Genomic DNA, 12,662 nt, shown 5'->3' with positions numbered 1-12,662 from the left:
GCAGCGATGACCGCGCCCGTGCCGCACACCGTGGACACCCCCCGCTGGGAGCAGCGCTTCCGCGCGCCCCGCTACACCCTGCCCGCATGGGCCAAGAGCGCGCCGCAGCGCTGCGCCTTCGTCAGCGACCTGTCCGGCATCGCCCAGGTGTACTGCTGGGACCGTACGGCCGGGAGCATCCGGCAGGTCACCGACCGGCCCTCGGGCACCCAGAGTTGCGCCATCGAGGCGTCCGGGCGGGCGGTGTGGTGGTTCGCCGACGCCGACGGCGACGAGTACGGACAGTGGATGCGGCAGCCCTTCGAAGGCGGCCCCGACACCCCGGCGGCCCCCTCCACCGGCCTCTACTGGCCGTCCGGCCTGGCCGTCGGGCTGGAGGACCACGCCCTGCTCGGCTGCTCGACCGAGGACGGCGCCGCTGTCCACCTGGTGCTGCCCGGCGGGGCCACCCGCCTGCTCTACCGGCACGAGGAGCCCGCCTTCGCCGTCGACCTGTCCCGGGCGCTGGACCTCGCGGTGATCGCCCACAGCGAGCGCGGCGACCTGTGGGACCTGGGCGTCCGCGTCCTCGGCACCGACGGCTCCACGGTCGCCGACCTCGCCGACGACGAGGGCGGCCTGGAGGCCGTGGGCTTCTCGCCGGTCCGCGGCGACGCCCGGCTGCTGCTCCAGCACCAGCGCGACGACCGCTGGGAACCGGTGATCTTCGACCCGCGCACCGGCGAGCGCACGGAGATCGGCCTCGGGCTGCCCGGCGACGTGACCGTCGAGTGGTTCCAGGACGCCCGCTCCCTGCTGGTGGTCCACGACCACGAGGCCCGGTCCACGGCCTACCGCTACGACCTGCGGGGCGGTGGGCTCACCCGCCTCGACACCCCGCCGGGGACGATCGAGCACGCCCGCACCCGCCCCGACGGCGACGCCTGGCTGCTGTGGTCGAGCTCCTCCCGGCCACCGGCCTTCCGCGGGCTGCTCGACGACCCCAAGTTCCCCGCCCCGCGGCAGGTGCCGCCGCTGACGGCCGAGGCCCGCGACCTCTGGGTGGACGGCCCCGGCGGCCGGATCCACGCCCTGCTCAGCACCCCGGACACCGGCGAGGGGCCGTACCCGACGGTCTTCCTGCTGCACGGCGGGCCCGACGAGGCGGACCAGGACGCCTTCGACCCGACGGTGGCCGCCTGGGTCGACCACGGCTTCGCGGTCGTCCGGGTCAACTACCGCGGCTCGACCGGCTACGGACAGGCCTGGACCGAGGCGCTGCGCGCCCGGGTGGGGCTGACCGAGCTGGAGGACGTCGCCGCCGTGCGGCGGTGGACCGTGGAGCACGGCATCGCGGACCCGCGCCGCATGGTGCTCTCCGGCTGGTCCTGGGGCGGCTATCTGACGCTGCTGGCCCTGGGCACCCAGCCGGACGACTGGGCGCTGGGGCTCGCCGGGACGCCGGTGGCCGACTGCGCCGACGCCCACCGGCAGGCGATGGAGGAGATCAAGGCACTGGACCGCAGCCTCTTCGGGGGCTCGCCCGACGAGGTGCCCGAGCGCTACCGCGAGGCCTCGCCCGTCACCTACGTCGACGCCGTCCGCGCCCCGGTGCTCATCTGCGCCGGGACCAACGACGCCCGCTGCCCCGTCGACCAGGCTCGCGCCTACGCCGAGCGGCTCGCCGAGCGGGGGGTGCCCCATCAGTTCCACTGCTACGACGCCGGGCACAGCGTCACCGACGTCGCGGAGCGGGTGGCGCTCTTCCGGCGTCAACTCGACTTCGTACGTGCCCATCTGACGGATCCTCCCTCCTGCTGAGCCTTCGGCGGGTACGGGCGGTTCCGGGCCGTGGGTCCTGGGCCGGCCTCCGGCGGCGGGGGTCCACCGAAGGCCGGGCCGGGGCCCACGGCCCCTCCCCGGAAAACCGGGGAAAGGACGTTCCTGTGCTGATCTCCGTGCTGTCGCATCCCGGCGGCAGCGGGTTGTGCCCGCAGGGCGGGACCGTGCTGTGCCCTCCCCGGCGCGGGCGCCGTACGCCACCGCTCCGGGGAGCGGGCTGCTACTCCAACGCCCCGTTCACCTGGGCCAGGTGGGAGCGGAACGTATAGCCCGGGTCCGTGCGGCGCCGGTCCAGGAAGCGGCTCCACTGGAGCTGCTCCCGCAGGCCGACGCCGCCCAGCGCCATGTCGGCCTGGATCCGCTCGGCGCGGACGATCTTCTCGGCCACGGCCAGCACGTCCTCCCACAGCGCCGCCGGCACGGCCACGACACCGTCCGCGTCGGCCACCACGGTGTCGCCGTCCCGCCCCTCGAAGAGAGGCGTGCCCGCGCCCGGGCCCTCGGGGTGGGGATGGGGCGAGGCCGGACACGGCCCGAGGCTGAACACCGGCAGGCCGATGGCGGCGAGTTCGTCGGTGTCGCGGTGACAGCCCCACAGGATCAGGCCCGCGGTACCGGCGAGCCGGGACTCGATCGCGACGAGGTCACCCGCGCACGCCTCGTCCGTACGGCCGCCGTCGTCGATCAGCAGCACCTCGCCCGGCACGGTACGGTCCAGCCCTTCGAGGATCGACGCCACCCCGTCCGTGTGCGCGATCCGGCGCAGCGGGCCGGAGCAGCGCATGCCGGCGACGGCGGGAGTCAGGGGGCGGGGCGGGAGGGCGAGGGGCGCTCCCAGGCGGGCGGCGGCGTCCCACAGCGCGGCGGTGGGCCACATCGGGTGCTCCTCGGTGCTGCTGACCATGCGGATTCTCCTGGGGGGTGAGGGGCCGTCAGCCAATGGCCAGGCGGGTCAGGGCGGTCGCCGCTGCTCCGAGCACGACGACGAGCAGGGTCGGCCACTTCCGCCAGATGCCGAAGGCGCCCACCAGGAGCCCGGCCACGCGGGCGTCGAGGACCAACGCCTTGCCGTGGCCGAACATCTGAGTGGCAATCAGGGCGGCCAACAGGGTCGGGGCCATCAGGGTCACCACCCGCTGCATGGCGGCGGGCAGTTCCTCACCGCCCAGCAGCACCGGCCCCGTCGCCTTCAGTGCCATGGAAACGGCGCCGACCAGCAGCACCGCGAGCCACAGTCCGCTCATCGCTTCCTCAACCCCAGCAGGCAGGCGGCGGTGGCCGCGATCAATGGGACGCCGGGCGACGCGAAGGGCACCAGGGTCAGCGCGATCGCGACCCCCAGGACGGCGGCGACCAGCGCCTTCCTGCTGGTGATCTGCCCCTTGAGCAGGGCCATGAAGAGCACGGGGGAGACCACGTCGAGACCGAAGCGCTCGGGGTCGCCGAGATAGTGCGCGCCCAGCAGCCCCACCGCGGTGCCGCCGACCCAGGCGGCGTAGACCAGGACGCCCGCGCCGAGCAGCCGCCCCCGGGAGTAGCGGCCGCCTCCGATGTGGCCCACGGCCCACGACTCGTCGACCACCAACTGGGCGGACAGGAACCGCTTGAGCACCCCGCCCGTCATCGCCGGGGCCACGCTGATGCCGATGGGCAGATAGCGGGAGTTCAGCAGTACGGCCGCCACGATCGCCGCCGCGATGCCACCGCCCGTGCCCAGCACCGACGCGGCCGCGAACTGCGCGGAGCCCGCGAAGGTCGTCACCGACATCACCAGCGGCGCCAGCACCCCCATGCCCGCCGCACGGGCGACCACGCCGAACGACACGGCGAACCCGAAGACCGCCACGGCCAGCGGCACCGCGGCCCGCAGCCCCTGGACCGCTTCCTCCCGGAATCCCGCCGAGGGAGAATGTGTTCCCCCGTCGGGGACCGCATCGGAAACAGGAGAGCCGGAGGTGGCCGGGTTGGGTAATTCCTTTTGTGAATCCATCGAGCCCTCTGCTTCGGAGCGGGCAAACAGGGTGCGGTGCCGCGACAGCCGCGTGCACGGCGCCGCCGACTGACAGCCATAGTACGGAGTCATGGTGAGGTTTACTAGTTACTCGGAGCCTTCGGTGACGCTGGCTGAAGACCTGGTCAACACCTACAACATCGTGCGAAATATCGAAAAAATGCCGGAAGTTGACGGGCTGTCCGCTCTCTTCGCCCAGCACGGCATGCCCCTCGCCGCCGAGCTCTCCGAGGCCGACCTCGCCGCCGCCCACCGGCTGCGCCCCGTGCTGCGCGAGGTCTTCGGCGCCCCCGACGAGGCCACCGCGGTCGCCCTGCTCAACCGCGTGCTCGCCGACCACCGTGCCGTCCCCCACTACACCGACCACGACGGCACCTGGCACCTCCACGTCGCGGCCCCCGACGCCTCACCCGTCGACCGCTACGCCGCCAACGCCGCCATGGCCCTGCTGGGCGTCATCACCACCGGCGGGATGGACCGCCTCCACGTCTGCGTCGGCAACCGCTGCGCCGAGGTCTTCGTCGACACCTCCCGCAACCAGTCCCGCCGCTACTGCTCCCCCCTCATCTGCGGCAACCGCGCCCACGCCGCCGCCCACCGGGCCCGGCGCAAGGCGGAAGCGGTGCCCCAGGGGGGCTGACGATCAGCCCGGCGGCAGCGTGACCACGAACCGGGCGCCGCGCGCGGCGGGTTCGAGAGTCAGCTCGCCGCCCGCCGCGCGGGCCAGGCGCCGGGCCAGCGGAAGGCCCAGACCCGCCCCGTCGTGCCCGTCCGCCGGGTGCGCGCGGTGCCCGGGCTCGAAGACCGCCTCGCGGGCGCCGTCCGGCACCCCGGGGCCGTCGTCCGCCACCACCACCCGTACGCCCTCGGGCCGGGCGGAGCACTCCAGGGCGATGTGCCCGGCCGCATAGCGGCGGGCGTTGTCCAGCAGCGGGGCGAGGATCCGCTCGGCGACCGCCGGGGAGACACCGGCCGTCAGGGCGGACTCCTCGTCCGCGAGGCGGACCGTGACCGGCGGGGCCGCGGGCAGCTCGTGCGCGGCGCGGGCGGCCAGGTCCCGGGCGAGCGCGCCGAGCGCGCACCTGCCGGGCGCCTCGGAGGTGCGGGCGCGGGCGTCGCTCAGCAGCGTCTCGCATATCGTCCGCATCCGGTCGGCCCCGGCGGAGATCGCCTCAAGACCGGCCTTCTGCTGCGCGGGGTCGCGGGAGCGGGCCAGGAGCCAGTCCGTCTCGGCGGTGATCCGGGCGAGCGGGGTGCGCAGCTCGTGGGAGAGCTCGGCGCTCAGCTGCCGCTCGTGGCGGAGCACGGCGGCCAGCCGGTCCAGCAGCTCGTCGAGGTTCCCGGCGAGGGCGCCGAGCTCCGCCGGGCGCGGGGTGTCCCCGAACCGGCGGTCCGTGTCGTGGCCGCTCCACCGGGCGGCCTGCCGGCTCATCGCGGCCACGGGGCGCAGGGCGCGCCCGACCACGGCCCGGGTCATCAGATACACACCGGCGAGGAGCAGCAGCGCCAGGCCGATGGAGCCGACGAGCGCGGACCGGGCGGTGTGCCGGTAGGGATCGAGCCCGACCGCGCTGACCACGGTTCCCACTTGGCGGCCCTCGGCGAGGACCGGCAGGGCGTAGAGCCGGGTGGGGGCCGGCCCGGTGGTCTCGGCGAAGGCCCGGCCGCGCCCGGCCAGTCCGTCCGCCCGCCGCCGGTCCCGCTCGGTCGCGGAGGGCTGTTCCAGGGCGCGGGACCCCTGGTAGATCCAGATGCCGGTGTCGAGCGCGCGGTCGTCGGCCGGTTCGCGGACGGTGAGGGACCGGTCGGGGCCGACGTGCACGGTCGCGGCGGCCGCCTCCGCGCGGGTGCGGAGCAGGTCGTCGGCCTCCGCGCGCAGCCGCCCGCTCAGCACGACGTTGAAGGCACAGGTGAGGAGGACCACCCAGACCGCGGTGGTGACCAGGGCGAGCAGCGCCAGCCGGCCGCGCAGGGTGCCGGGGCGTACGCGGCGCCACCACCGGCCCGGTGCGAACGCGTTCACTCGAACCGGTACCCCACTCCGCGTACGGTGCCGATGCCGCGGTCGCCGCCCACGGCGCGCAGCTTGCGGCGCAGGCGCGCCAGATACTGGTCCAGGGTGTTGTCCGTGACCAGCGCGCCCTCCGGCCACGCCGCCCTGATCAGCCCGTGGCGGCGTACGACCGCGCCCGGCTCGGCCATCAGGCAGGCCAGCAGCCGGAATTCGGTCGGGGTCAGCGGGGCGGTCCGGCCCTCGCGCTCCAGCAGGTGGCGGGTGGGGTCCAGCCGGATCCCGCCGACGTCGACCGCCGCGCTGCGGCCCGCGCGGCGCAGCGCGGCCCGCAGCCGGGCGGCCAGCTCCACCAGGTGGAACGGCTTGGAGAGATAGTCGTCCCCGCCGGAGGAGAAGCCCGACAGCCGGTCGGTGAGGCCGTCGTGCGCGGTGAGGAAGAGCACAGGGGCGTCCAGCCCCCGGGCGCGCATCGCCTGGCAGACGTCACGCCCGTCGGAATCCGGCAGGCCCACGTCCAGCACGACGGCGTCCACCCGCCCCTCGCCGGTCACCGCCCGGAGGGCGGCCGCCCCGTCGGCGGCGGTCAGCACGTCGAAGCGCTCCTCCCGCAGGCCGCGGGCGAGCACGTCGCGCAGTCCGTGGTCGTCCTCGACGACCAGCACCCGGTGTACGGTCACGGGCCCAGTATCGCCCGGCCCGCCCACCGGCCACGCCGGGGACGTACGGGCCGGGCGGCGTGGTTCACGCGCTCAGGTTCTGTTCAGCCACACACGCCCGCGGAGCCCTACGCTTCCCCGTCACAAGTCTCTCGACCGGTCTTCGGCCGCGCCCGGTGACCACGGCGAAAACGGGATGAATGAACAAGCTTCCGCAGATCACCCTGGCCTTCTGGATCATGAAGATCGCCGCGACGACGCTGGGGGAGACGGCCGGGGACCTCCTCGCCCAGACCATGGCCGTCGGCTATCTTGTCAGCTCCGTGATCCTGGTCGGGCTCTTCCTCGCGAGCCTCGTGACGCAGCTGAGGGTCCGCGCTTTCCACCCGGTGCTCTACTGGTCGGTCATCCTCTCCACGAGCACCGCCGGCACGACCGTGTCGGACTTCATGAACCGCACCGCGGGGCTCGGCTACGCCAAGGGCGCGCTGGTGCTGATCACGGCCCTGGCCGTCGTGTTCGCGGTGTGGAAGCGCAGCGGCCACTCCTTCGACGTCCAGAGCATCGGCACCCTCAGGGGCGAACTGCTCTACTGGGCGGCCATCCTGATCTCCAACACGCTGGGCACGTCCCTCGGCGACTTCCTGGCCGACAGCTCCGGCCTCGGCTACTCCGGAGGGGCGCTCCTGGTCGGTGGCGCGCTGGCGCTGATCGTCGCCGCCAAGTACGCCGGAGGGATCTCCGACACCCTGCTGTTCTGGATGGCGTTCGTCCTGACCCGCCCGCTGGGCGCGACCGTGGGGGACTTCCTCAGCAAGCCGGGCGCCAAGGGCGGCCTCGGCTACGGCACGGTGGGTTCGTCGGCCGTCCTGCTGGCGGTCCTGGCGGTGCTGATCGTCCGCACCGTGCGGCAACAGCCGAAGCGCGGAGCCGTCGAGGAGGAGCGGAAGAGCCCGGCGGCCGTCTGACGGTACGGGCGCGGCCCCGGGGCCGCGCCCGTACCCGGCACCGTCAGTCCCGGTCCTCGCGCACGACCGACAGATAGGACAGATAGCCGACGAGGCCGAGAATCGTGACGAGGAAGACCGCGCTGGTCGCGACCGTGCCCAGCCCCAGCCCGCCGTCGGCGCAGGCCTGGGACAGATAGTCGCCGAGCGACGCGCCGAGCGGCCGCGTCACGACGTACGCGATCCAGAAGGCCACGACCGCGTCGAGCCGGAACCTCAGGTGCGCGACGGCCACGGCGGCGATCACCGCGCCGAAGAGGAGCGCCGACACCGGATAGCCGAGGTTCAGCTGCTCCGCCGCGAAGTCACCCGCCGCGGTGCCCAGGGCGAAGGTGAAGAGGATGGCCGACCAGTAGAAGGCCTCGCGCCGGGTGGTGTGGACCGTGTGGATGGACAGGGTCTTCTCGTACGCGTACCAGACCGCGAAGGTGACCGCCAGCGCGGCGCCGAAGACGGCGGTGGCCACCGCCAGCGGCACCCCGAGGTTGTCCGTCAGGTTGTCGGTCACCAGCGTGCCGACGACGCTGATCAGGACGACCGAGATCCAGTAGACGGCCGGCACGTACCGCTTGGACGTGAACTGGACGACCAGCGCGGCGATCAGCAGCCCGGCCATGACACCTGTCGTGCCGGTCAGGCCCAGGCCGAGGTTCTGGTTCAGGTAGTCGGCGGCGGTCTCGCCCACCGTGGTGCAGAGGATCTTGATGATCCAGAAGTAGAGCGTGACTTCCGGAACCTTGTTCAGCATCCGGCGGCGCCGCGCGGCGGCCTCGGGATGCCCCGTCGTGATGGTCATGGCGCGAGGCTGGCACGGCTCACCTGTACGCAGCCTGAGCACGCTCCGGTCACGGGGCGTGCGGCCGGGCGGGGCGCGGGCCGGGGTAGACGCGTTCGAGGGCGTGCCAGCCGGTGTCGTGCGCGCGCACGGCCTCCTCGGCGCGGCCGCCGCCCCGCAGGCCGAACAGCCGCTTGGCGAAGAGGAGATAGACCACGACCGCGAGGTTGATCACCAGAGTGAGAATCTTGGTCGCGCTGATGCGCCCGGTGAGTTCCCAGACCTCGGGCACGAGCAGCACCGTGGTCGCGACGAAAGTGAGGTACTCCGCCCACCGCCGGGCCCGCCACAGCCCGACCGCCTCCACACCTTCGAGGACCGCGTACACCGCGATCACCAGCCCGATGAGCCACAGCGTGGAGGTGTGCGCCTTGAACGCCTTGTCCAGCTCCCCGAGCAGCCCGTGCCCCGACCGGCCGCTGGGCCCGCCCACGCCGTTCTGCAGGGCGTCCACGACGCGGTAGAACGGGTCCTTGAGCCGGGCGCGCTCCCCGGCGAACACGAACACGGCGACGGCCAGCACGGCGAGCACCACGAAGTGCACCATCCGGTCGATGGCGATCAGCCGCAGCACGTACCGGTCCCGCAACGGCCTGCCCCGCAGCGGCAGTTCGATCGCCTCACGCTCCGGAGGCGTCTCCCTGCCGGGACTCTCCGGCGGCGGGAGCGGCAGCCAGGCGTCGCAGCGCAGACAGCGGTGCCACCGCACCCCGTCGGCCTCCCGCACGAACAGCGCGTCCCCGGGCCGCACCCGCGCGGCGTCCGTGCCCTCCAGACGGTGCCCGTGCAGCCCGCACTCGATCAGCTCGTACCACAACTTCCGCTTCCGCCGCCGCACACCGGGGGCATGCACCGTCTCCGGCTCGTCCGCCACTGCTCCTCCTCGGTACAACTGACGGCCCTGCGGACCGTCGGCCGCTCCTACGACCCGAGCTTGCGCCCGATGTAGGCGATCTCCAACATCCCTTCCTTGGGCACGAGACGGAAATGCAAACGCCCTGCCCCCGGTGTGAAGCGGCCGTGCCAGTCGTAGCAATGCTCCTCTCCGCCCTCGTCGGTGAAGCGGCACAGGCGCCTGCGCTGCTCGTGTTCCGGCGTGACCTTCGCTCCTTGCCAGGCCGGGACGGCGGTCTCGGCGGGGTTCCAGCGTGCGGCCGACTCCTCGAGGCGTGCCAGCAGCCGACGCGATTGTACGAACCATGCGGGCTGGAGGGCTTGAAGATCGTTCAGGACCCGGGGAAGGAAGCGGAGGGAGGGGAAGAAGTCGGCTCGCTGCTCCCATAGTTGTGTCGGGGAGCCGATGGATTCGAGCCCGGCGGACCGGCCCCACTGTTCGTGCGGCTTGAGGTCGGTACGGCACGAGCTGTGCCGTACGCTCTCGGTCGTCTCGACCATGGACAGCTCGCCGTCGTTGCCCTCGACCAGTGTGCGAACGGTGACCTCCAGCCATGACCGCTGCCATACCTCCGACACGGGCAGACTCAGGCAGAGGCCATCCATGAGATGGGCGGCACCGATTCCCTCGACACGTTCACCAGCGTGCTCGTGCTCGATCTCTCCTGGATTCACATCCTGGGAGAGAACATCGGTGAAAGGCGCCCGGTTGCGTAGGGCTTTGATGAACTGACGCTGGTTGCGGTGACGGTTGTCGGCCGCCCACTGCTGGTAGTAATACCCCCGGGCCAGCTCGGACGAGGCGAGCGGCGACTGAGTGACGAGAGCGATCTCACGCCACGACCGGGCCTCGCGCAGTACCCGGACCAGCTCCTCCATCGCTTCACCGACCTCCGCAGGGGAGGCGTCCGCCATACAGGACCGCTCGTTGAGAAAGAGTAGAAGTGGCACTCCCCGCCCCAGGTTGTGGTGATCGTGAACTCTGACGGTCCCGCTCAGTCCAGCAGCTGATCGAGGGAGTTCTCCCACTCGTCGAAGAACCCTTGTGGCCACTCGGACAGCATGCCGTCGTCGCCCATCAGAGGACTGATGACCTCCCCGCTCTGGTCGTTGCGGCGGAAGAAGTGCACGGCTGTCGAGGCCGCCGCGATGCGGCCGTTCTTGACCGAAATTCGCAGACCGTTGAGGACGTGGTCGGAGTGTGTCTCCACGATGAGCTGCGCGCCGGCCGCGCAGGCGGCAGCTGCCAGGTAGGCGAGCGAGGTCTGACCCTGGGGGTGGAGATGGGCCTCCGGGTTTTCCAGCAGGATGAGCGAACCCGGCCGGGCGGTGAGGCATGCGACGACGATGGGCAGTGCGTAGGTGAGGCCGAAACCGACGTTCGTGGGTCGGTACCGGTTCGACGCGTTCACGCCTGACCCGAAGCCGTAGCTCAACCGCACGGTGTCCGTGCCGTCGATACCGACAGCCTGGAGGTTCACGCCTGGGCAGAGTTGCTGCATCCACGCTTCCGTCTGCGCGAGCAGTGTCCCCGAGGCGGCGGACGGATGCCGCAAGGAGGCCGCCTCGACGGGTTCGTCCTGGTGGACGCGCAGGTAGTTCACCGTGTGCTCGCCACGGGCTCCGAGGAACCCGCGCCGTACGACGGCGTGGTGCGAGCGCGGATAGCTGATGTCCGGGACGATGCGATCTGCCTTCAGATACTGGAACCCCGGGCCGAAGAGTGTGGGAAGGGCGTCCAGAAGAGGCTGTGCCGATGGCGCGGCGACCAGCTTGAGCAGGTCGTCCTCGGAGCCGTATGCGGCGTGCCAGGTGAAGGGCTCCCCGGCAGCGTCGGCCGTCGCCACGCTGAACCCGATATCGGGATCGTCCTTGGGGTAGGCCTCGTGCCGGACATCCTGTCCGGTGCCCAATTGGACGAACTCGCCGTTGAGGAGCAGTCCGGATTCACCGCCGTCCTCCAGGACCCCCGCTTCGTACGACTGACGCAGCAGGGCCAATGCCTGGAGGACGGTGCTCTTGCCGGAGGAATTCAGGCCGGTGAGGAGGGTGAAGGGGGCGAGCGCGAGGTTCTGGCGGCCGAATGCCTTGAAATTGATGATGCCGATGCGCTCAAGCATTCAAAACCTCCAAGAACATTTCGTCCAGCATGCGGAAACGGAGTCTGACCTTGCCGACATCGCCGGTGCCCGCGGACACGGCGTTGAAGAAGTCGGCATCGTCCATGAGGTCGAGGAAGCCTTCCTCGACCTGTGAGTGGCGCTCAGCGAGCAGATCGATCATGCCTTTGGTGTATCCGGAGAGCGTGACCGACTGTGCTTCGAAGAGTGCCTTGTTGACCGGTGAACGGCGGGTGATCTCGCGGAAGCGCTTGCGGAAGGCATGTTCGCCGAACACGGCGAAGCTTGCGTCCATCGAGCTGAGGAAGCGGGCGTGCAAGGCGTCGCGCCCGGCGGAGTCCATGCCGTTGACCTGGTGCATGGCTTGGCGGAGGAATTTGTCGAAGTCCCCACTCGCGTAGTCCTCGGGCGGTGTGAGGGAGAAGGCGAGGAAGCGCAGGCACATCTCCCGGTCGGACATCCGCTCAGCCGACACGCTCCCGCCGGTCGCTTGCCGGAACGCATGGGAGTGTGCGAGCTCTGCCAGGAACGAGCGGGCCGGACCGGGGATCAAGGCGTGGCGGAGCTCCTGGCGGGTGAGTGGCCGGCCGCCCGTGTTGATACGGGCGAAGATGTTGAATTTGACCTCCTCCGGCGTGCCCCGCCGAATGAGGAGAACGACAAGTTCCGTCTCTTCTATCCGAGTCTGGAGTCGGCCGGGCAGATCACCGAACGCGCATCCGTCGAACTCTGTGAGGTACTCCAGCCCGGTCAGGCGCAAAGGGGTGGCGCCGATGTGCTCGGGTGTGACGAAACGGGCGATCGTGGAGAGACGCTGGACCCCGTCCACAATGGCCCAGATGTCTTCCTCGCCCTCGGCGGCGTAGAGAGTCGGCAGGGTGATGCGCAGGAGCAGCGACTCGATGAGCCGGCTCTGGGCCTGCTGGGTCCAGATGCCGGCCCGGCGCTGGAAGTCGGGAGCGAGGTCGATCGTGCCGCGCCGGATCCGGTTGAGGAGCAGAGCGACCGTTGGATTACGGGTCTGCACTTCGATCAGATCGGGATCGAAAGGGCTGTCGATCCGCTCGCCGATGTCCTCCTTCTCCACATCGGTACTGAAACCTGTCTCGTCCAGTTCGACGGGAATCCTGTCCTGGACGAAGCCGGCCTCGGGAGTGGTCGTGCCATCACTCATGGGTTCTCCGAACTGCCTCTCCGTCGTCGGGCTCCGTCGTCCACGAATGCATCGTAAGCGTGCGTGGGCTGTCCGGGAGGGCTCGGGTGATCCGTGAACGGGCGCAACGTCCGGGCAACCGTCCCGCGCG

General features: G+C 71.5%; 13 protein-coding genes. 3 read left to right on the top strand and 10 right to left on the bottom strand.

The annotated features are described in order from the left end of the window. The first annotated feature begins 6 nt into the window (after positions 1–6). Positions 7–1,800 (top strand): S9 family peptidase, encoded by a 1,794-nt coding sequence (locus ABD269_RS26850; RefSeq protein ID WP_301891562.1) that lies wholly within the window; start codon positions 7–9, stop codon positions 1,798–1,800. A 241-nt stretch (positions 1,801–2,041) separates the two neighbouring features. Here ABD269_RS26850 and ABD269_RS26845 read toward each other — a convergent pair whose 3' ends face one another. The 3 genes from ABD269_RS26845 to ABD269_RS26835 are packed head-to-tail and all read right to left on the bottom strand — an operon-like array spanning position 2,042 to position 3,811. Beyond that, entirely contained in the window at positions 2,042–2,725 is a 684-nt protein-coding gene (locus ABD269_RS26845) for an RraA family protein (protein WP_344121841.1), read from the bottom strand. Positions 2,726–2,753: 28 nt separating this feature from the next. Next, positions 2,754–3,065: an AzlD domain-containing protein gene (locus tag ABD269_RS26840; protein ID WP_301891560.1), complete on the bottom strand. Its 312-nt coding sequence runs from the start codon at positions 3,063–3,065 to the stop codon at positions 2,754–2,756. Beyond that, positions 3,062–3,811, bottom strand: a complete 750-nt coding sequence (locus ABD269_RS26835) for an AzlC family ABC transporter permease (RefSeq protein ID WP_301891559.1) — start codon at positions 3,809–3,811, stop codon at positions 3,062–3,064. The genes ABD269_RS26840 and ABD269_RS26835 overlap by 4 nt, the downstream gene beginning before the upstream one ends. Positions 3,812–3,935: 124 nt before the next feature. On the opposite strand from ABD269_RS26835, the gene ABD269_RS26830 reads away from it, so the two are divergent. After that, positions 3,936–4,472, top strand: coding sequence for a CGNR zinc finger domain-containing protein (locus ABD269_RS26830; protein WP_344121838.1), 537 nt, complete (start codon positions 3,936–3,938; stop codon positions 4,470–4,472). Between the two features lie 3 nt (positions 4,473–4,475). On the opposite strand, the gene ABD269_RS26825 is transcribed toward ABD269_RS26830, so the two are convergent. After that, positions 4,476–5,855 (bottom strand): HAMP domain-containing sensor histidine kinase, encoded by a 1,380-nt coding sequence (locus ABD269_RS26825; protein ID WP_344121836.1) that lies wholly within the window; start codon positions 5,853–5,855, stop codon positions 4,476–4,478. Then, on the bottom strand, positions 5,852–6,523 hold the full coding sequence (locus ABD269_RS26820; protein WP_301891556.1) for a response regulator transcription factor: 672 nt from the start codon (positions 6,521–6,523) through the stop codon (positions 5,852–5,854). Before ABD269_RS26820 ends, ABD269_RS26825 begins: the two co-directional genes overlap by 4 nt. Before the next feature lie 179 nt (positions 6,524–6,702). Here ABD269_RS26820 and ABD269_RS26815 point away from each other — a divergent pair, with 179 nt between their 5' ends. Continuing rightward, complete coding sequence (locus tag ABD269_RS26815) at positions 6,703–7,470, top strand: COG4705 family protein (protein WP_344121834.1); 768 nt, start codon at positions 6,703–6,705, stop codon at positions 7,468–7,470. Positions 7,471–7,513: 43 nt separating this feature from the next. Here the strand turns inward: ABD269_RS26815 and ABD269_RS26810 are convergent, their stop codons facing one another. From ABD269_RS26810 to ABD269_RS26790, 5 genes are all read right to left on the bottom strand, one after another. After that, positions 7,514–8,305 carry a COG4705 family protein gene (locus ABD269_RS26810; RefSeq protein ID WP_344121832.1) on the bottom strand — a complete coding sequence of 264 codons (792 nt, stop codon included), beginning with the start codon at positions 8,303–8,305 and terminating at the stop codon, positions 7,514–7,516. A 49-nt stretch (positions 8,306–8,354) separates the two neighbouring features. Then, on the bottom strand, positions 8,355–9,218 hold the full coding sequence (locus ABD269_RS26805) for a DUF2127 domain-containing protein (protein WP_344121830.1): 864 nt from the start codon (positions 9,216–9,218) through the stop codon (positions 8,355–8,357). A 47-nt stretch (positions 9,219–9,265) separates the two neighbouring features. After that, positions 9,266–10,153, bottom strand: coding sequence for a hypothetical protein (locus ABD269_RS26800; RefSeq protein WP_344121828.1), 888 nt, complete (start codon positions 10,151–10,153; stop codon positions 9,266–9,268). A gap of 80 nt (positions 10,154–10,233) precedes the next feature. Beyond that, positions 10,234–11,358, bottom strand: a complete 1,125-nt coding sequence (locus ABD269_RS26795; RefSeq protein WP_344121826.1) for an AAA family ATPase — start codon at positions 11,356–11,358, stop codon at positions 10,234–10,236. Then, on the bottom strand, positions 11,351–12,532 hold the full coding sequence (locus ABD269_RS26790) for a DUF262 domain-containing protein (RefSeq protein ID WP_301891550.1): 1,182 nt from the start codon (positions 12,530–12,532) through the stop codon (positions 11,351–11,353). The genes ABD269_RS26795 and ABD269_RS26790 overlap by 8 nt, the downstream gene beginning before the upstream one ends. Positions 12,533–12,662 lie beyond the last annotated feature (130 nt).

Source organism: Streptomyces blastmyceticus (genome assembly GCF_039521185.1).
Lineage (GTDB): Bacteria > Actinomycetota > Actinomycetes > Streptomycetales > Streptomycetaceae > Streptomyces > Streptomyces blastmyceticus.
The sequence above is the reverse complement of the archived record's forward strand: the minus strand, read 5'-3'. Positions and strand labels throughout refer to the sequence as shown.

What these genes read in the sequence shown, in the direction of transcription:
- ABD269_RS26850 (WP_301891562.1), top strand. Translation starts at nt 7, where the DNA reads ATGACCGCGCCCGTGCCGCACACCGTGGACACCCCCCGCTGGGAGCAG.
- ABD269_RS26845 (WP_344121841.1), bottom strand. Translation starts at nt 2,725, where the DNA reads ATGGTCAGCAGCACCGAGGAGCACCCGATGTGGCCCACCGCCGCGCTG.
- ABD269_RS26840 (WP_301891560.1), bottom strand. Translation starts at nt 3,065, where the DNA reads ATGAGCGGACTGTGGCTCGCGGTGCTGCTGGTCGGCGCCGTTTCCATG.
- ABD269_RS26835 (WP_301891559.1), bottom strand. Translation starts at nt 3,811, where the DNA reads ATGGATTCACAAAAGGAATTACCCAACCCGGCCACCTCCGGCTCTCCT.
- ABD269_RS26815 (WP_344121834.1), top strand. Translation starts at nt 6,703, where the DNA reads ATGAACAAGCTTCCGCAGATCACCCTGGCCTTCTGGATCATGAAGATC.
- ABD269_RS26810 (WP_344121832.1), bottom strand. Translation starts at nt 8,305, where the DNA reads ATGACCATCACGACGGGGCATCCCGAGGCCGCCGCGCGGCGCCGCCGG.
- ABD269_RS26800 (WP_344121828.1), bottom strand. Translation starts at nt 10,153, where the DNA reads ATGGCGGACGCCTCCCCTGCGGAGGTCGGTGAAGCGATGGAGGAGCTG.
- ABD269_RS26795 (WP_344121826.1), bottom strand. Translation starts at nt 11,358, where the DNA reads ATGCTTGAGCGCATCGGCATCATCAATTTCAAGGCATTCGGCCGCCAG.
- ABD269_RS26790 (WP_301891550.1), bottom strand. Translation starts at nt 12,532, where the DNA reads ATGAGTGATGGCACGACCACTCCCGAGGCCGGCTTCGTCCAGGACAGG.